The sequence below is a fragment of the Enterobacter sp. UNJFSC 003 genome, assembly GCF_036903355.1.
GTDB lineage: Bacteria > Pseudomonadota > Gammaproteobacteria > Enterobacterales > Enterobacteriaceae > Enterobacter.
The window spans coordinates 22,454-41,167 of record NZ_JBAKHK010000017.1; the positions used below are offsets into that span (position 1 = coordinate 22,454).

The 18,714-nt window shown below is 56.0% G+C and carries 18 protein-coding genes; 8 read left to right on the forward strand and 10 right to left on the reverse strand.

Translation table 11 applies throughout. The features are described 5' to 3' along the window. Nucleotides 1-4: 4 nt before the first annotated feature. Genes sdhA through sdhC form a run of 3 tightly spaced genes read right to left on the reverse strand, consistent with a single transcriptional unit; the run spans nt 5 to nt 2,516 of the window. Nucleotides 5-1,771, reverse strand: a complete 1,767-nt coding sequence (gene sdhA, locus V5P19_RS21895; RefSeq protein ID WP_334407483.1) for a succinate dehydrogenase flavoprotein subunit — start codon at nt 1,769-1,771, stop codon at nt 5-7. Then, nucleotides 1,771-2,118: a succinate dehydrogenase membrane anchor subunit gene (gene sdhD, locus V5P19_RS21900; protein ID WP_334407485.1), complete on the reverse strand. Its 348-nt coding sequence runs from the start codon at nt 2,116-2,118 to the stop codon at nt 1,771-1,773. Before sdhD ends, sdhA begins: the two co-directional genes overlap by 1 nt. Beyond that, complete coding sequence (gene sdhC, locus V5P19_RS21905) at nt 2,112-2,516, reverse strand: succinate dehydrogenase cytochrome b556 subunit (protein WP_020684965.1); 405 nt, start codon at nt 2,514-2,516, stop codon at nt 2,112-2,114. Before sdhC ends, sdhD begins: the two co-directional genes overlap by 7 nt. 639 nt (nt 2,517-3,155) lie before the next feature. Between sdhC and V5P19_RS21910 the strand changes: the two genes are divergently transcribed. Beyond that, nucleotides 3,156-4,439, forward strand: a complete 1,284-nt coding sequence (locus V5P19_RS21910) for a citrate synthase (RefSeq protein ID WP_134349103.1) — start codon at nt 3,156-3,158, stop codon at nt 4,437-4,439. A 75-nt stretch (nt 4,440-4,514) separates the two neighbouring features. Here V5P19_RS21910 and nei read toward each other — a convergent pair whose 3' ends face one another. From nei to V5P19_RS21945, 7 genes are all read right to left on the reverse strand, one after another. Continuing rightward, nucleotides 4,515-5,306: an endonuclease VIII gene (gene nei / locus V5P19_RS21915; protein WP_334407489.1), complete on the reverse strand. Its 792-nt coding sequence runs from the start codon at nt 5,304-5,306 to the stop codon at nt 4,515-4,517. 22 nt (nt 5,307-5,328) lie between these two features. Further along, complete coding sequence (pxpA, locus tag V5P19_RS21920) at nt 5,329-6,066, reverse strand: 5-oxoprolinase subunit PxpA (RefSeq protein ID WP_334407491.1); 738 nt, start codon at nt 6,064-6,066, stop codon at nt 5,329-5,331. Further along, nucleotides 6,053-6,985 (reverse strand): 5-oxoprolinase subunit PxpC, encoded by a 933-nt coding sequence (pxpC, locus tag V5P19_RS21925; RefSeq protein ID WP_334407493.1) that lies wholly within the window; start codon nt 6,983-6,985, stop codon nt 6,053-6,055. The genes pxpA and pxpC overlap by 14 nt, the downstream gene beginning before the upstream one ends. Next, nucleotides 6,979-7,635: a 5-oxoprolinase subunit PxpB gene (gene pxpB / locus V5P19_RS21930; protein ID WP_334407495.1), complete on the reverse strand. Its 657-nt coding sequence runs from the start codon at nt 7,633-7,635 to the stop codon at nt 6,979-6,981. Before pxpB ends, pxpC begins: the two co-directional genes overlap by 7 nt. Nucleotides 7,636-7,649: 14 nt before the next feature. Next, entirely contained in the window at nt 7,650-8,393 is a 744-nt protein-coding gene (locus V5P19_RS21935; protein ID WP_334407548.1) for a type 2 GTP cyclohydrolase I, read from the reverse strand. A gap of 10 nt (nt 8,394-8,403) precedes the next feature. Beyond that, complete coding sequence (gene phrB, locus V5P19_RS21940; RefSeq protein WP_334407497.1) at nt 8,404-9,816, reverse strand: deoxyribodipyrimidine photo-lyase; 1,413 nt, start codon at nt 9,814-9,816, stop codon at nt 8,404-8,406. A gap of 164 nt (nt 9,817-9,980) precedes the next feature. Continuing rightward, nucleotides 9,981-10,187, reverse strand: coding sequence for a YbfA family protein (locus V5P19_RS21945; protein WP_334407499.1), 207 nt, complete (start codon nt 10,185-10,187; stop codon nt 9,981-9,983). Between the two features lie 307 nt (nt 10,188-10,494). Here V5P19_RS21945 and kdpF point away from each other — a divergent pair, with 307 nt between their 5' ends. From kdpF to speFL, 7 genes are all read left to right on the forward strand, one after another. Next, complete coding sequence (gene kdpF / locus V5P19_RS21950; RefSeq protein ID WP_014069365.1) at nt 10,495-10,584, forward strand: K(+)-transporting ATPase subunit F; 90 nt, start codon at nt 10,495-10,497, stop codon at nt 10,582-10,584. Next, on the forward strand, nt 10,584-12,263 hold the full coding sequence (gene kdpA, locus V5P19_RS21955) for a potassium-transporting ATPase subunit KdpA (RefSeq protein ID WP_334407501.1): 1,680 nt from the start codon (nt 10,584-10,586) through the stop codon (nt 12,261-12,263). The genes kdpF and kdpA overlap by 1 nt, the downstream gene beginning before the upstream one ends. A gap of 18 nt (nt 12,264-12,281) precedes the next feature. After that, the gene (gene kdpB / locus V5P19_RS21960) at nt 12,282-14,330 is read left to right on the forward strand and encodes a potassium-transporting ATPase subunit KdpB (protein ID WP_334407503.1); all 2,049 of its coding nucleotides are present in this window, start codon (nt 12,282-12,284) and stop codon (nt 14,328-14,330) included. Nucleotides 14,331-14,342: 12 nt separating this feature from the next. Further along, entirely contained in the window at nt 14,343-14,918 is a 576-nt protein-coding gene (gene kdpC / locus V5P19_RS21965; RefSeq protein WP_334407505.1) for a potassium-transporting ATPase subunit KdpC, read from the forward strand. Continuing rightward, the gene (gene kdpD / locus V5P19_RS21970; RefSeq protein WP_334407507.1) at nt 14,919-17,606 is read left to right on the forward strand and encodes a two-component system sensor histidine kinase KdpD; all 2,688 of its coding nucleotides are present in this window, start codon (nt 14,919-14,921) and stop codon (nt 17,604-17,606) included. Next, a complete protein-coding gene (gene kdpE, locus V5P19_RS21975; protein WP_334407509.1) occupies nt 17,603-18,280 on the forward strand; it encodes a two-component system response regulator KdpE in 678 nt (225 codons plus the stop codon). Before kdpD ends, kdpE begins: the two co-directional genes overlap by 4 nt. 277 nt (nt 18,281-18,557) lie before the next feature. Further along, nucleotides 18,558-18,662 (forward strand): leader peptide SpeFL, encoded by a 105-nt coding sequence (speFL, locus tag V5P19_RS21980; protein ID WP_003858645.1) that lies wholly within the window; start codon nt 18,558-18,560, stop codon nt 18,660-18,662. Nucleotides 18,663-18,714: the final 52 nt, after the last annotated feature.

Below are 18,714 nucleotides of genomic sequence, written 5' to 3' on the forward strand. Positions count from 1 at the left end.
CGCATTAGTAAGTACGAATCTTCGGCGGGAACGCCGGACGCAGTTTCGGTTCCATATTGACGCTACGACGCGTCATGGATTCCGACTCTGGCAGATACAGGGAATGGCACAGCCAGTTTTCGTCATCACGATCCGGGAAGTCGAAGCGGCTATGCGCGCCACGGCTCTCGGTGCGGAAGTTCGCCGACACCGCAGTGGCGTAAGCCGTTTCCATCAGGTTATCCAGCTCCAGACACTCAACGCGCTGGGTATTGAACTCGCTAGAGGTATCATCCAGACGGGCGTTTTTCAGACGCTCGCGGATCGCTTTCAGCTGTTCAAGACCTTTGGCCATCGCGTCACCTTCGCGGAATACCGAGAAGTTGTGCTGCATACATTCCTGAAGCGCTTTACGGATTTCCACCGGATCTTCACCGTTACGGTTGCCGTTCCAGCGGTTGAGGCGCTCAAGAGAAGCATCAATTTCGTCATCGGTCGCATCGCGCAGTGCGCCCTGCTCGGCAATGGATTCCTGCAGATGCAGACCCACTGCACGACCAAACACCACCAGGTCCAGCAGGGAGTTGCCGCCCAGACGGTTTGCACCATGCACGGATACGCAGGCGATTTCGCCGACGGCAAACAGGCCAGGGATAACGACATCTTCGCCCTGCTCGTTCACGGTCAGCGCCTGACCGGTCACTTTGGTCGGAATACCGCCCATCATGTAGTGGCAGGTTGGAATAACCGGAATCGGCTCTTTTACCGGGTCGACATGGGCGAAGGTGCGGGACAGTTCCAGAATACCCGGCAGGCGGGATTCCAGAACGTCTTTACCCAGATGGTCGAGTTTCAGCTTCGCGTGCGGGCCCCATGGGCCGTCACAGCCGCGACCTTCACGGATTTCGATCATGATGGAACGCGCCACCACGTCACGACCCGCCAGGTCTTTCGCATTCGGGGCATAACGCTCCATGAAGCGCTCACCGTGCTTGTTCAGCAGGTAACCACCTTCACCGCGGCAACCTTCTGTCACCAGAACGCCCGCGCCGGCGATACCGGTTGGGTGGAACTGCCACATCTCCATATCCTGCACCGGCACACCAGCGCGGATAGCCATACCAACGCCGTCACCGGTGTTGATGTGGGCGTTAGTCGTAGACTGATAAATACGCCCTGCACCGCCAGTTGCCAGCACGGTTGCACGCGCTTTGAAGTAAACCACTTCACCGGTTTCGATGCACAGCGCGGTACACCCCACCACTGCGCCATCGGCGTTTTTCACCAGATCCAGCGCATACCATTCGGAGAAGATGGTGGTGTGGTTTTTCAGGTTTTGCTGATACAGGGTATGCAGAAGTGCGTGACCGGTACGGTCGGCCGCTGCCGCAGTACGTGCCGCCTGCTCGCCGCCGAAATCTTTCGACTGGCCGCCAAACGGACGTTGATAGATGGTGCCATTTTCCAGGCGGGAGAACGGCAGACCCATGTGGTCCAGTTCCAGAATCGCTTCCGGGCCGGTTTTACACATATATTCGATGGCATCCTGGTCACCGATGTAATCGGAACCTTTTACCGTATCGTACATGTGCCATTCCCAGTTATCTTCATGGGTATTACCGAGCGCTACGGTGATACCACCCTGAGCAGAGACGGTATGGGAACGCGTTGGAAATACTTTAGAGAGCAGCGCACACGTCTGGCCACTCTGGGAAATTTGCAGCGCTGCGCGCATACCTGCGCCACCAGCACCAATCACTACAGCATCAAATTCTCTGACTGGCAGTTTCATTACACACCCCACACCACAACGAATCCATAAATAACGTAAACCACCAGTGCAACGACAATGACCAGCTGCAGCGGAAGGCGAATCGCCAGAGGTTTAACGTAATCGGTCAACACCTGCCACATGCCAATCCAGGCATGAATCAGGATGGAGAACAGCGCCAGCAGGGTGAACACCTTGGTGAAGGCCGATCCGAAGAAACCACTCCAGATGTCCCACGTCAGCGTGCCGCTGGTGGCGAAGAAACCGATCATATAGATGATGTAAAGCGTGAGGACGATGGCAGTAGCGCGGACCAGAATGAAGTCATGTACGCCGTTGCGTCCTAATGCGGAGGCGTTGCTTACCATACGAGAACTCCTGCGAGAAGTGAAAGCACGACAGTAATCACAAATGAAATGTTAGCGGAGCGTTTGCCGGCTTCGAAAGTCTCTTCCAGGTAGCCGAAGTCCATCAGCATATGGCGAACACCCACAACAACGTGGTACGCCAGCGCAGTCAGAATGCCCCACATGATAAATTTCACGAAGAAGCTGTTCATGATGGCAGAGGCCTGGAGGAATCCTTCAGGAGAAGAGAGGCTGGTACCCAGCAACCACAGCAAAATGCCGACCGCCACAAACGTAATCACACCTGACACACGGTGCAGAATGGACGCTATTGCTGTTACAGGGAACCGGATCGTTTTGAGATCCAGATTGACAGGTCTTTGTTTTTTCACATTTCTTATCATGAATAACGCCCACATGCTGTTCTTATTGTTTCCTTCCTCCGGACTGCGATGCGGGTCAAGCAGCGTTCCTTTTCTATAACTGCGCGTCATGCAAAACATTGCTTCCAAATGCTAAAACGACACGTTACAACGCTGGGTGGCTCGGGATTGCAGGGTGTTCCGGAGACCTGGCGGCAGTATAGGCCGTTCACAAAATCATTACAATTAACCTACATACAGTTTGTCGGGTTTTCTCTGGAACAGTGATCAGGGTCACGATAACAACATCTTTTTAAATTTTAATCATCTGATTTGACAAATGTTAAACAATATTGTTACAAACGTCATCAGAAAAGGCATATAATGCGCAAAAGTTATGAGGTCTCTCTTTCACCTGACAAATAGTTATGTAACAGTGTGATGGTATTGACCGAAGTTATCAGGACAGTTATTAGTGGTATACAGGTTTGAATAATTCGGACTGCAAAAACACTGACTTGCTGTTATTTCACTGATATTTCATCCGTTTACCTGCAAGGCGCCATAGCTCTGTACCCTGGTTACTCCTCGTGAGCTGAGCGGTAAGCCAAATAACAATCTGGTAACGGTGATTAACAGCTGAAGGCAAATCCGGTGAACAGCAGTCTTAAGCATAAGGCGCTAAGGAGACCGTAAATGGCTGATACAAAGGCAAAGCTCACCCTGGGTGGTGACAATGCTATTGAACTGGATGTGCTAAAAGGCACGCTCGGTCAGGATGTTATTGATATCCGTACGCTGGGTTCCAAAGGGGTATTCACCTTTGACCCTGGATTTACCTCTACCGCATCTTGCGAATCCAAAATCACCTTCATCGACGGTGACGAAGGTATCCTGCTCCATCGCGGCTTCCCCATCGATCAGTTAGCCACCGAATCCAACTATCTGGAAGTGTGCTACATCCTGCTGAACGGCGAAAAACCGACACAGGCGCAATACGATGAATTCAAAACCACCGTGACCCGTCACACCATGATCCATGAGCAGATTACCCGTCTGTTCCATGCGTTCCGTCGTGATTCTCATCCGATGGCGGTGATGTGCGGAATTACCGGTGCGCTGGCGGCGTTCTATCACGATTCCCTGGACGTGAATAACCCGCGTCACCGTGATATCGCAGCGTTCCGCCTGCTGTCCAAAATGCCGACCATGGCCGCGATGTGTTACAAATATTCTATCGGTCAGCCGTTTGTTTACCCGCGTAACGACCTCTCTTACGCCGGTAACTTCCTGCGCATGATGTTCTCCACGCCGTGCGAAGAGTATGAAGTGAATCCAGTTCTGGAACGCGCGATGGATCGCATTCTGATCCTGCATGCTGACCACGAACAGAACGCCTCAACCTCCACCGTCCGCACCGCTGGCTCTTCAGGTGCAAATCCGTTCGCCTGTATCGCTGCGGGCATCGCCTCCCTGTGGGGACCGGCACACGGCGGCGCGAACGAAGCGGCGCTGAAAATGCTGGAAGAGATCAGCACCGTTGAACACATTCCTGAATTTGTGCGTCGCGCGAAAGATAAGAATGACTCCTTCCGCCTGATGGGCTTTGGTCACCGTGTTTACAAAAACTATGACCCGCGCGCGACCGTGATGCGTGAAACCTGTCATGAAGTATTGAAAGAGCTGGGCACCAAAGATGACCTGCTGGAAGTGGCGATGGAGCTGGAACATATCGCGCTGAACGACCCGTATTTCATCGAGAAGAAACTCTACCCGAACGTAGACTTCTACTCCGGTATTATCCTGAAAGCGATGGGTATTCCGTCTTCCATGTTCACCGTGATCTTCGCCATGGCACGTACCGTTGGCTGGATTGCGCACTGGAACGAAATGCACAGCGAAGGCATGAAAATCGCCCGTCCTCGTCAGCTGTATACCGGCTACGAGCAGCGTGATTTTAAGTCTGACATCAAACGCTAATGGGTATTGGGTACGGTCTAATGCCCTCCCCCTGAAAAACACGAAAACGGTAACCCTTGGGTTACCGTTTTACTTTTATTTCTGGCAGTGCGGACACCAGTAAAAAGGTCTCGAAGAGAGCATTATCCTGTCGATAATCCCGCCACACCGCTCGCACTTTTTCCCGTCGCGATGAAACACCTTGAACCGGAACAGTGCCCCGTGGTGCTTATTGTCATTCACCACGCCGCGCGTGTTGTACGACAGCCGTGGAATATCCAGCAGCGCGTGGGATAAGGCCTCCAGCTGTTCATCGCTCAGCTGCGACGCTTTGCGCTGCGCTGCCAGCCCGACGTCCCACAGAATTTCCACCCGAAGGTAGTTACCAAGACCCGCAAGAAACGCCTGATCGAGAAACAGTCCAGAAAACTGACGGTTGCGGAATTTAGGTGATAACAGCCGGGCTTTAACATCGCTCGCCGTCAGGCGCATATCCAGCACGTCAGGCCCTACACGCTGCAGGAATGGGTGAGTAAGCAGTTGCTCCGGCGTTAACAGTTCGATATCCGACGCGCTGTAAAGCAGGATGGCTTTATCCGCCGTTTGCAGCCTGACGCGCAGCACGCGGGTCGTTTGCGGCTGTTCATCGGCGTTAACAACCCGCCACACGCCATAAAGCTGGTTATGGCTGTATAACGTCAGGTTATGGGAAAAGTGCGTCAGCAACGCCTTTCCGCGCGTGTCGATATGGGTCACCGTCTGCCCGACCAACTGCGATTCAAACGGCTTCAGTTGAGGAAAAGCAAACCAGACTTCCGTCAGAGGTTTGCCCTTAATCGCCGCCTCCAGGCTATCCGCCGCGCGGCGGATCTCCGGACCTTCTGGCATCTTTTTGTCCTTATCGTGATATTCAGGCGCTGACGAGGATCCCCTGTTCAGCAAACGCCGCCCGCAGGCGGCGCGCAAACTGCAGCGCATGCTCGCCATCACCGTGTAAACAAACCGTATCGGCCTGAACCTTAGCAGAGGTACCGTCAATCGCTATAACGGCCCCCTTGCGCACCATGTCCAGCGTCTGGCTCAGGGCTTTGTCTTCATCGCTAATGAGCGCGCCGGGCTGGGTGCGCGGCACCAGGCTGCCGTCAGGCTGATAGCCCCGGTCAGCAAAGACCTCGTGACGCGTGCTTAACCCCAAACGCTGCCCGGTGCGAATGAGTTCGCTGCCCGCCAGGCCCACCAGGACAAGCTGCGGATTGCAGTCCCGCACCGCTCGCGCAATAGCATCTGCCAGAAGAGGGTCTTTTGCCGCCTGGTTGTAAAGCATGCCGTGCGGTTTAACGTGGCGCAGAATGCCTCTCTGAGCGCGAACGATCGCCTCAAGTGCGCCAATCTGGTAAAGCATCTGGGCATACACCGTCTCAGGCGGTAATTTCATGGCCGTACGTCCGAAGTTTTCCCTGTCGGGAAAGCTGGGATGCGCCCCTATAGCGACGCCATTTTTGATCGCACTACGCACGCTCGCCAGCATGGTGTGCGCATCGCCCGCATGGTAACCGCAGGCGATATTGGCTGATGAAACCAGCGTCATCAGTTCGGCATCTGCGCTGCCGCCCTCGCCCAGATCGGCGTTAAGATCAATCTTTACCATCCAGCCTCCACGTCAGCTGATCCAGATAACGCTGCTGATCCTGTCGGGCTTTCATTGCCTCCTCCAGCGTACACTGCACAAAGTGAATTGGCTGTCCGAGAGGAATTTGCGCCAGATGGTAGCGATCGGCTTCAATGATGCAGGCAATCCGCGGATAACCGCCCGTTGTCTGAGCATCGTTCATCAGCACGATGGGCTGCCCGTTGCCGGGCACCTGGATAACGCCGGGCAATAAGCCGTGGGAAAGTAATTCCCGATCGGTGGTGCGGGTCAGCGGCTGCCCCTGCAGACGATAGCCCATACGGTTACTTTGCGGGCTGATCTTCCACGGCGAGCGCCAAAACGTCTCCTGAGAAACCTCATCGAACTCCTGATATTCCGGCCCCGGCAGGGCGCGAATTTGGTTTCCCCATAACAGCTGCTTTACGCCCTGCGCTGTCGAGAAATGGCGCGCAGATGGCTTAATCGCCAGACGGTCACCGTCGCGCAACAGGCGGCCTTCATGCCCGCCAATGCCTGCTTTCTGATCGGTACTGGATGAGCCCAGCACCGCCGGGACATCAATGCCGCCCGCTACCGCAAGGTAACTGCGAACCCCGTGCAGCGGCCGCTTGAGCGTCAGACGCTGTCCGGCTTTCGCCCGTAAACGCCAGCCGGTCCATACCGCTTTGCCGTCAAGCGTTGCATCGCACCCTGCCCCGGTTAAGGCAAACCAGGTCTCCTGACCAAACTCAATCACGCATTGCCCCAGCGTTATCTCCAGCGCGGCCGTGCTGCCGGGGTTACCCACCAGCACGTTGGCAATCTCCAGCGAGGGACGGTCAAGGGCACCGCAGTAACTCACACCCGATTGGCGCATGCCAAAGCGACCGGCATCCTGAACCGAGGTGTAAAGCCCGGCGCGTATCAGCGTTAACATACCCCCTCCTTCTGCGGGATAAACCGAAGGGTATCGCCAGGACGAAGAAGAATAGGGATATCCTGACCCGGCTCAAATAGCGGTGTGGACGTGTGCCCGATAAGCTGCCAACCGCCCGGGGAGGTCAGCGGGTAAATGCCGGTCTGTTCGCCACCGATCGCCACCGTTCCTGCCGGCACGCTCAGGCGGGGTTCTGCGCGACGCGGGGTATGCAGCCTGGGGGATAATCCCCCCAGATACGGAAAGCCCGGCTGAAACCCTAAAAACCAGACGACGTAGTCAACGGAGGCATGGAATTCAACCACCTGCTTCTCGGTCAGCCCACAGTGTTCAGCCACAACGGCGAGATCGGGCCCCGCCGTGCCGCCATAGACCACCGGGATCTCAATCGCCCGGGATTCCGGCTCCAGCGCTTCACTCTCCTCCCACCAGCGCTGTAAACGCTCGATGGCATCCAGCGCCAGCGTATGCGGGTTACGCAGCACAACGGTGATGTTATTCATACCCGGAATGGCTTCAACGACCTCAGGCACGTCGGCCAGTCGCTGCGTCAGACGCCAGATACGCTTTTGCGTGGCAAGGGTGACGGGGGGTTCCAGCTCCAGAACCACTGCCGTTTCACCCAGAAGATAACAACGCGCTCGCTGCACTCAGGCACCTCTCATCAGGCCGGATTAGGGATATCAATAAAGGTCACATCCAGATCGGTATTTTCCGTCAGCCATTCGCTGAGGGCACGAATGCCGCCGCGCTCGGTAGCATGGTGACCGGCCGCGTAAAAATGCAGACCCTGTTCACGGGCTGAATGGATAGTTTGCTCGGATACCTCTCCGGTAATGAAGGCATCAACACCAAAACGGGCTGCGCTATCAATGAAGCCCTGGCCGCCGCCGGTGCACCAAGCAACACGTTTGACCGTATCCGGGCCGGTATCGCCGCTCCACAGCGGACGACGCCCCAGACGCGCTTCAATCCAGGACGCCAGTTCCAGCCCCGGCACCGGCATAGCCAACTCACCCCACGGCACCAGCGGCTCAATTTCCCCCATGACGGTAATGCCCAACAGCTGCGCCAGCTGTACGTTGTTACCCAGCGCCGGATGGGCATCCAGCGGCAGGTGATAGCCGTACAGGTTGACGTCATTGGCCAGCAGCGTTTTCAGTCGGTTACGCTTCATGCCGCGAATAAGGGGGGATTCGTTTTTCCAGAAATAGCCATGATGAACAATGATGGCATCTGCCTCCTGACGCACGGCCTCATCCAGCAGCGCCTGGCTTGCCGTCACGCCGGTGATAATTTTCTGCACCGTTTCGCGTCCTTCAACCTGCAGACCGTTAGGCCCGTAGTCGCTGAAAGAGGCGGTGTTGAGTTTCTCGTTAATCAGGCTTTCCAGTTCTGTGTTTTTCATCATCACTCTCTTAAGCGTTGCGAGCGGCTTCGTACGCCGCCAGCGTGGCGACTCGCGCCTGTTTATGGTCAACGACGGGACGGGGATAATCGAGCCTTATGCCCTGTTTATCCGCCCACGCCCACGGGTCGTGGATCGCGTTAGCGGGAACGTCCTTAAGCGCGGGCAGCCAGTGGCGGATAAACTCACCGTCAGCATCAAATTTTTGCCCCTGCGTTGTGGGGTTAAAAATCCGGAAATAGGGCGCCGCATCGGTTCCGGTGGACGCTGCCCACTGCCAGCCGCCATTGTTCGCGGCCAGATCGCCATCGATCAGCTGAGAAATAAAATACCGCTCCCCGAGGCGCCAGTCGATAAGCAGATCTTTTACCAGGAAGCTGGCGGTAATCATCCGCAGACGGTTATGCATCCATCCCGTTTCATTGAGCTGGCGCATGGCAGCATCAACAATCGGGTAGCCCGTTGCCCCCTTCTGCCAGGCCTGAAGGTGGTCATCGTTGTGCTGCCATTTGACGTTATCCGTCCAGCGGATGAATGGCCGATGTTTACATAAAGCAGGATGATACGTCATCAGATGGCGGTAAAACTCGCGCCAGATAAGTTCATTGAGCCACACTGAGCCCGGCCCACCGTCAAGCGCACGCGGCTGTTCCGCCAGCAGGCGGTGTAAACACTGGCGCGGTGAGAGCACGCCCAAGGCTAAACAGGCTGACAGACGGCTGGTGCCTTCAACGGCGGGGAAATCCCGACGCGCTTCGTAATCTGCCGCCCCCAGTTTACAAAAGTGCCGCAGTTGCGCGATGGCTTCTTTTTCCGATGCCGGGAAATGGGCGTCGTTAAAGGCTGCTTGCGGGTAGTTAAATGAGCGTTCAGGCAAATCTGTTAAGGCTTCACCTCTGGCGGCTGGCGCAGCAACGCACTCGGGTAATCCTTCTTTCAGACGCTTGATGAACGCATTTTTGAACGGCGTAAAGACTTTATACATCTCATGATTGCCGGTCATCACGCTGCCGGGGGGTAGCATCACGCTGTCATCAAACCCCTGACACACCACCTCTTCTGCCCTGTTTTCCAGCTGACGATCGCGCTGCTGCTCGTTGAACTCGTACTGATAGTTGTAAAAAAGATGCGTAACGTCGTGCTGCTGACAGATTTCCATTACCGCGTCCTGCTGTGCAGCAAAGTCACTCACCTCTTTATAAATCAGCGGAATGCCTTTTTCGGCAAGCGCGTGCTGAAGGTGATTCAGATGCGAGCGCAGATATGCCGCTTGTCGGGGGGCCATATCATGCTGCAGCCACTGACCGGGGGTAGCGATAAACAGCGCCAGCACGCGGGCGTGCTTATCGCGGCAGGCCGCCGCGAGGGCGATATTGTCATGTACGCGTAAATCGGCGCGAAACCAAACCAGATGGGTGGGCATAAAACTCCAGGCAATTATCCATTATGTCCGTAAGGGCATGTCACTAAAGAGAAAAGGGTGCACGCAATGAACTACTTTGCCATGAAGTGTAGACGGGATAAAATAAAAAAGGCCGCCAGAGGCGGCCTTCATACAGCTCGAATGATTTTGGTGTCGTCGTAGTATCAGTAAAAATCGCAGGTCGCTTTTTCGGCCTGATCCATCCACACCGGCTTCTCGCTGGTTTTCGCCCAGACGCGGTGCAGATAGCTATAAAAACGTGCGCGGTCTTTCCAGAAAAGCATGACCGGCAGCGCCAGCACGCCAGCCACTACGGCGAAAGCGCGACGCATGAAAATGATATGAGCCGGATACTCTTTATACAGATCCATATTTTCTCCCCTATAGTTGGCCGGAAACGTCATCCGGAAAATTCAAAATCTGTGACTTGGCTAAAATAATATCGCTTTGTTTGTAATTTTACTACTCATCCGACCACTTATTTTCATCCATTTAGTGAATATTTACACTCTCGCCGTAATTAAGTTACAAAAAAGTTAACGATTTACTTATCAATAGTTAAATTGTGGGATTCCCATTTTTATACTTTTTTTACACCCCCCGTTCTGATTTTTGCGAAATCTTTGCGCCGTAAATCCTACCTTTAGCACAAATACAAATGTCACCCGGAGGTGAATTGTGAGTGCAGGTCTGATTGCCGGCATCGTGCTGGTGTTCCTGTTATTGGGTTATCTGGTCTACGCCCTGATTAATGCGGAGGCATTCTGATGGCTGCTCAGGCATTTTTACTTATTGCCAGTTTTTTAGTGGTGTTGTTCATTCTGGCAAGACCGCTGGGAACATTGCTGGCAAGCATGATCAACAACGTGGCGTTGCCCGTTGCGGGTCGCGTTGAAAAAGGGATCTGGCGCGTGCTGGGAATACGCGATAGTGAGATGAACTGGCGTCAGTATCTGCTGGCCATTCTGCTACTGAACATCGTTGGGCTTATTGCCCTGTTCGCCATGCTGATGCTGCAGGGCAGTTTACCGTTTAACCCGCAGCAATTGCCGGGCTTGTCATGGCACCTTGCCCTGAACACGGCCGTCAGCTTTGTCAGTAATACCAACTGGCAATCCTATGCCGGTGAGACCACGCTCAGCTATTTCAGCCAGATGGCCGGATTAACCGTGCAGAACTTCCTTTCTGCTGCCACAGGTATCGCGGTGATCTTTGCGCTGACGCGCGCCTTCGCTCGCCAGAATGTCAGCACCTTGGGTAACGCCTGGGTCGATCTTACACGCATCACGCTGTGGATTATGCTCCCTATTTCGCTGCTCATTGCCCTGTTCTTTATTCAGCAGGGTGCCCTGCAAAACCTGCTTCCTTACGCCCCTTATACCTCTCTCGAAGGTGCAAAAGAGCTTCTGCCGATGGGGCCGGTGGCCTCACAGGAAGCCATCAAGATGCTCGGTACCAACGGTGGCGGCTTCTTCAACGCCAACTCGGCGCACCCGTTTGAAAACCCTACGGCGCTCACCAACCTCGTCCAGATGCTGGCGATCTTCCTGATCCCCACCGCGCTGTGCTTCGCCTTTGGCGATGTCGTTAACGATCGACGCCAGGGCCGCACGCTGCTTTGGGCGATGTCGTTAATCTTCGTGGTCTGCGTCGCGCTGGTTATGTGGGCGGAATGGAGCGGCAACAGCCACTTCATGCAGCTGGGCGCTGACAGCAACATCAATATGGAAGGCAAAGAGAGCCGTTTTGGCATTCTTGTGAGCAGTCTGTATGCGGTGGTCACGACGGCGGCATCGTGCGGGGCAGTTAACGCCATGCATGACTCCTTCACGGCGCTTGGCGGCATGATCCCGATGTGGCTGATGCAAATTGGTGAAGTGGTGTTTGGCGGCGTCGGCTCGGGCCTCTACGGCATGCTGCTGTTTGTGCTGCTAGCGGTGTTCATCGCGGGCCTGATGATTGGCCGCACTCCAGAATATCTGGGTAAAAAAATTGACGTGCGGGAAATGAAGTTTACCGCATTGGCCATTCTGGTGACCCCTGCCCTCGTGCTGCTCGGCACCGCGCTGGCGCTGATGACGGAGGCCGGACGCAGCGGCATTTTCAACCCGGGGATCCACGGCTTCAGCGAAGTGCTTTACGCCGTCTCTTCAGCCGCGAATAACAATGGCAGCGCCTTTGCCGGCTTGAGCGCCAACTCGCCATTCTGGAACTGCCTGTTGGCCTTCTGCATGTTCGTCGGCCGCTTCGGGGTCATTGTGCCGGTCATGGCAATCGCGGGCTCTCTGGTGACGAAAAAAATACAACCTGCCACCACCGGTACGTTACCCACCCACGGCGCGCTGTTTACCGGCCTGCTGATTGGCACCGTGCTGCTGGTCGGTGCCCTGACCTTTATTCCCGCCCTCGCGTTAGGCCCGGTCGCGGAAACCCTCTCTTTACGCTGATTTTGCGGAGAATTTGTCATGAGTCGTAAACAAATGGCCCTGTTCGAACCGTCGTTAGTTCGCCAGGCCCTCATGGATGCGGTGAAAAAGCTGAGCCCGCGCGTGCAATGGCACAACCCGGTGATGTTTATCGTCTGGATAGGAAGCTTACTCACCACCGCGTTGGCAATTGCGATGGGCACGGGTCATCTGTCGGGAAATACGCTGTTTACCGCGTCGATCAGCCTGTGGCTGTGGTTTACCGTACTGTTTGCCAACTTTGCAGAAGCCCTGGCGGAAGGCCGCAGTAAAGCCCAGGCCAACAGCTTGAAAGGGGTTAAAAAGACCTCATTTGCGCGCAAATTACGTGAACCGAAGTACGGCGCGCAACTGGATCACGTCCCGGCGGACGAGCTGCGTAAAGGCGATGTGGTGCTGGTCGAAGCCGGTGACATCATCCCCTGCGACGGAGAGGTCATTGAAGGGGGCGCATCCGTAGATGAAAGCGCCATCACCGGGGAGTCCGCCCCGGTTATCCGCGAATCGGGCGGTGACTTCGCTTCCGTAACGGGCGGGACGCGTATTCTCTCTGACTGGCTGGTGATTCAGTGCAGCGTCAATCCGGGCGAAACCTTCCTTGACCGAATGATCGCCATGGTAGAAGGCGCACAGCGTCGCAAAACGCCTAACGAAATTGCCCTGACCATTCTGCTGGTCGCGTTAACCATCGTCTTCCTGCTGGCAACCGCTACTCTGTGGCCCTTTTCCGCCTATGGCGGCGCGGCGGTCAGCACCACCGTGCTGGTTTCTCTGCTGGTCTGCTTGATCCCAACCACCATCGGCGGCTTGCTCTCAGCCATCGGCGTGGCCGGTATGAGCCGTATGCTGGGCGCGAACGTTATCGCCACCAGCGGGCGTGCCGTTGAGGCGGCGGGCGATGTTGACGTTCTGCTGCTGGATAAAACCGGGACCATCACGCTCGGTAACCGTCAGGCATCAGAGTTCTTGCCCGCCCCTGGCGTCGATGAAAAAACGCTGGCGGATGCCGCCCAGCTCTCGTCACTTGCCGATGAAACCCCGGAAGGCCGCAGCATCGTCATTCTGGCGAAACAACGCTTTAACCTGCGCCAGCGCGACGTGCAGAGCCTCCATGCCACCTTTGTGCCCTTCACCGCGCAAACCCGCATGAGCGGGATCAACATTCAGGAACGGATGATCCGCAAAGGCTCCGTTGATGCGATTCGTCGCCACATTGAAGCCAACAACGGCCATTTCCCACCGGAAGTGGACACACTGGTGGAAAGCGTCGCCCGTCAAGGTGCGACTCCGCTGGTGGTGGCAGAAGGCTCCAACGTGCTGGGCGTCATTTCCCTGAAGGATATCGTCAAAGGCGGCATCAAGGAACGTTTTGCCCAGCTGCGCAAAATGGGGATCAAAACGGTGATGATCACCGGGGATAACCGCCTGACTGCCGCCGCCATTGCTGCCGAAGCGGGCGTGGATGACTTCCTCTCCGAAGCAACGCCGGAAGCCAAGCTGGCGCTGATCCGTCAGTATCAGGCAGAAGGCCGCCTGGTGGCGATGACGGGGGACGGGACCAACGATGCCCCTGCCCTGGCGCAGGCCGACGTAGCGGTAGCGATGAACTCCGGTACCCAGGCGGCAAAAGAGGCGGGCAACATGGTCGATCTCGACTCTAACCCAACCAAGCTGATTGAGGTGGTGCACATTGGCAAACAGATGTTGATGACGCGCGGCTCGCTGACCACCTTCAGCATTGCCAACGACGTGGCGAAGTACTTCGCCATTATTCCAGCGGCCTTTGCTGCCACCTACCCGCAGCTAAATGCGCTGAACGTGATGCACCTTCACTCTCCGGCCTCAGCCATTCTCAGCGCGGTAATTTTTAATGCCCTGATTATTGTCTTCCTGATACCGCTGGCATTGAAGGGCGTGAGCTATAAGCCCCTGACCGCAGCTGCCATGCTGCGCCGCAACCTGTGGGTGTATGGTTTAGGCGGGCTGGTGGTTCCCTTCATCGGAATCAAGGTTATTGACGTGCTGTTGACCCTGTTTGGGCTGGTTTAAAAGGTGAATCAAATGACGATGTTACGTCCCGCTATACTTCTGTTTATTCTGCTGTCTCTTATTACCGGCGGGCTTTACCCGCTGATGACCACCGCGCTGGGCCAGTGGTGGTTTACGGATCGGGCTAACGGCTCGCAGGTTATCCTGAACGGTGAACACCGCGGCTCACGCCTGATCGGCCAGAACTTTACCCAGGCGCGCTACTTCCAGGGACGCCCTTCCGCCACCGCGGAAAGCCCGTATAATCCGATGGCGTCGGGCGGCAGTAACCTGGCAGGCAGCAACCCTGAGCTGGATAAAGCCATTGCCGAACGCATTACCACCCTGCGCGCTGCAAACCCGCAGGCCAGCCGCGATGTTCCCGTAGAGCTGGTCACCGCCTCGGCCAGCGGGCTGGACTACAGCCTGACCCCGGACGCGGTGGCATGGCAGATACCGCGCGTTGCGGCCGCTCGTCAATTGACGGTTGAACAGGTAAGCAAGCTGGTCGCAGAGCACACGCAAAAGCCATTGGTCAGCTTCATAGGTATGCCGGTAGTGAACATTGTTGAGCTGAATCTGGCGCTGGACGCGCTAAGGAAAAACTAAATGACCGACGAGCCCATGCGCCCGGATCCGGACAGGCTGCTTGAACAGGCGGCTGAAGCCCATCGCGGCAAACTGAAAATCTTTTTCGGCGCCTGCGCGGGCGTCGGGAAAACCTTCGCCATGCTGACGGAAGCCCAGCGGCTTCGGGCGCAGGGGCTTGATATTCTGATCGGCGTGGTGGAAACCCACGGCCGTAAAGAGACCGCTGCGCTGCTGACGGGGCTGGCCACCCAGCCCCCTCGCCGCATTAGCCATCGCGGGCGACTGGTCACCGAGTTCGATCTCGACGCCGCCCTCGCCCGCCGTCCCGCACTGATCCTGATGGACGAACTGGCGCACAGTAATGCGCAAGGCTCGCGCCACCCAAAACGCTGGCAGGATGTCGAAGAGCTACTTGAAGCCGGCATCGACGTCTTCACCACGGTGAATGTTCAACATCTCGAAAGCCTGAACGACGTGGTCAGCGGCGTGACCGGCATTCAGGTACGGGAGACGGTGCCGGATCCGTTTTTTGATTCCGCAGATGAAGTGGTGCTGGTCGATCTGCCGCCTGACGATCTGCGCCAGCGCCTGCATGAAGGGAAAGTCTATATTGCAGGCCAGGCCGAGCGCGCCATCGAACACTTCTTCCGCAAGGGCAACCTGATTGCCCTGCGCGAGCTGGCCCTGCGCCGCACGGCGGATCGGGTCGATGACCAGATGCGTGCCTGGCGCGATTTGCAGGGGCAGGAGCGCGTCTGGCATACGCGGGATGCCATTTTGCTCTGTGTTGGTCACGGCAGCGGCAATGAAAAACTTATCCGCACCGCCGCGCGGCTGGCGGCAAAATTTGGCAGCGTCTGGCATGCGGTGTATGTCGAAACGCCCCGGCTTCATGCGCTACCGGAAAACCAGCGCCGCGCTATCCTGAGCTCGCTGCGCCTGGCGCAGGAGCTGGGGGCGGAAACCGCCACCCTCTCCGATCCCCAGGAAGACAAAGCCATCCTGCGCTACGCGCGCGAGCACAACCTCGGAAAAATTGTTATTGGCCGCCGTCAGCATCGACGCTGGTTCAGCCGCGAATCGTTTGCCGACAAGCTGGCCCGTCGGGCACCTGACCTCGATTTGGTGATCGTCGCGCTGGATGATAAACCCACGCCCCTGCCCAGCCGAACGCCGGACGCCCGTGCTTTTGGTGACAAATGGCGTATTCAGCTCCGGGGTTGCCTTGTCGCCGTCATACTCTGCACGCTGATCACCGTCATCGCCAGTCAGTGGCTGATTGCCTTTGATGCTGCCAACCTGGTGATGATTTATCTGCTCGGCGTGGTGGTGGTGGCACTCTTTTACGGTCGCTGGCCATCGGTGCTGGCGACGGTGATCAACGTTATCAGCTTCGACCTGTTCTTTATTGCCCCGCGCGGAACGCTTGCCGTCTCCGACGTGCAGTACATTCTGACCTTTGGCGTGATGCTCACCGTCGGGCTGGTGATCGGGAATCTGACTGCAGGGGTGCGTTATCAGGCACGTATCGCCCGCTACCGCGAGCAGCGCACGCGGCATCTTTATGAAATGTCTAAATCGCTTGCCGTCGGCCGCACGCCGCTGGACATCGTGCGGACCAGCGAGCAGTTTATCCGTTCAACGTTTCATGCCAGCAACCTGATTTTGCTTCCGGATGAGCACGGGAAGCTTCGTCCGCTCACGTCGGCCTCGGGCATGACACCCTGGGATGAAGCGATCGCCCGCTGGAGTTTTGATAAAGGTCTGCCTGCAGGCGCGGGGACAGATACTCTGCCCGGCGTGCCGTACCAGATCCTTCCCTTACGCAGCGCCGATAAAAATCAAGGGCTGGTCATCGTTGAGCCAGCAAACCTGCGCCAGCTGATGATCCCCGAGCAGCAGCGCCTATTGGAAACTTTCACCCTGCTGGTCGCCAGCGCGCTGGAGCGCCTGGCGCTTACCGCCAGCGAAGAGCAGGCGCGGCTGGCCAGCGAGCGTGAAAGCATCCGTAACTCTCTGCTCGCGGCACTCTCTCACGACCTGAGAACGCCGCTTACCGTGCTGTTTGGTCAGTCTGAAATTCTGACTCTGGATTTGGCTGCAGAAGGCTCAAAACACGCCATGCAGGCCAGCGAGATCCGCCAGCATGTGCTGAATACCACGCGGCTGGTGAATAACCTGCTCGACATGGCGCGCATTCAGTCAGGGGGATTCAACCTGAAAAGAGAGTGGCTGACCCTGGAGGAAGTGGTGGGCAGCGCGCTGAAAATGCTGGAGCCGGGGCTTGGCGGTCGCCATATTACGCTGAACATGCCCGACCCGCTGACGCTCATCCACGTCGATGGCCCGCTGTTTGAACGCGTTCTTATAAACCTTCTGGAAAATGCCGGTAAGTATGCGGGCGTAAAAGCGCAGATTGGGGTGGATGCCACCGTGAAAGACAGACAGCTCCGGCTCGACGTCTGGGATACCGGGCCTGGGATCCCCGAGGGGCAGGAGCAGGCGATTTTCGAAAAATTTGCGCGGGGCAATAAGGAGTCCGCTATTCCGGGCGTTGGGCTGGGTCTGGCAATTTGCCAGGCGATTATCGACGTGCACGGCGGTACCCTTTCCGCGGAGAACCGCCCGGAGGGAGGTGCACGTTTTTGTGTTACACTTCCACTGGAAGCCCCGCCAGAACTTGATGAATTACCAGAGGATTTGTGATTAACGTTCTGATTGTTGAAGATGAGCTGGCCATTAGTCGATTTCTGCGCGCCGCGCTGGAAGGCGACGGCCTGCGCGTGCACGAAGCGGCTACGCTTCAACGGGGGCTGATTGAAGCCGCCACGCGTAAGCCGGATCTGGTGATCCTCGATCTCGGGCTGCCGGATGGAGACGGAATCGATTTTATTCGTGAGGTTCGCCAGTGGAGCCAAATGCCGATTCTGGTGCTGTCTGCGCGTACAGAAGAGACGGATAAAATCGCCGCGCTGGATGCCGGTGCGGACGACTATCTGATAAAGCCCTTTGGCATTGGCGAGCTACAGGCCCGACTTCGCGTGGCCTTACGTCGACACAGCGCCGCTTCCCCTTCCGATCCGGTGTATACCTTTAGCGATATCCGGGTCGATCTTGCGGCACGACGCATTGCCCGTGGTGATGAGGAGATCCACCTCACTCCGATCGAGTTTCGTCTGCTTGCCGTTCTGCTCAACAATCACGGCAAAGTCCTTACCCAACGCCAGCTGTTGAATCAGGTTTGGGGGCCAAACGCTGTAGAACATAGTCACTATTTACGCATATATATGGGCCACCTGCGCCAAAAACTCGAAGTTGACCCCGCGCGTCCTCGTCATTTATTAACTGAAACCGGTATCGGTTATCGGTTTATGCTTTGAATAGCTATTCAGTTTATTTCTGAGAAAATTTCTCCCGCTCGATAAATACGTTTAAAATAAACAGTAAAATATTCTCAAAACGTATTTCCGCGCATTTAAAACACAATACACACAGCAAACTAACACATACGCAACAAAACAGCATTTTGATCTGCGATATTCATCAAAAGCGAATATTTATTTCTAAATCGATCGGTTAACGGTGATCAACATCACGGTTAATCCCCTTTCCTTGGATAAAATGACCATGCTTTCAATTACTGAAAGGAAATGAAACATGGAAAACAATAATCGCTTAATGCCCCATATAAGGCGGACAACGCATATCATGATGTTTGCCCACCGAAACTGCTTTGACTTTCATCTCTTTAATGCCCGGTAGTCCTTCGACTTCTGGCGTACTCGCTTACAGGCAATACTGAAAAACCTTATTT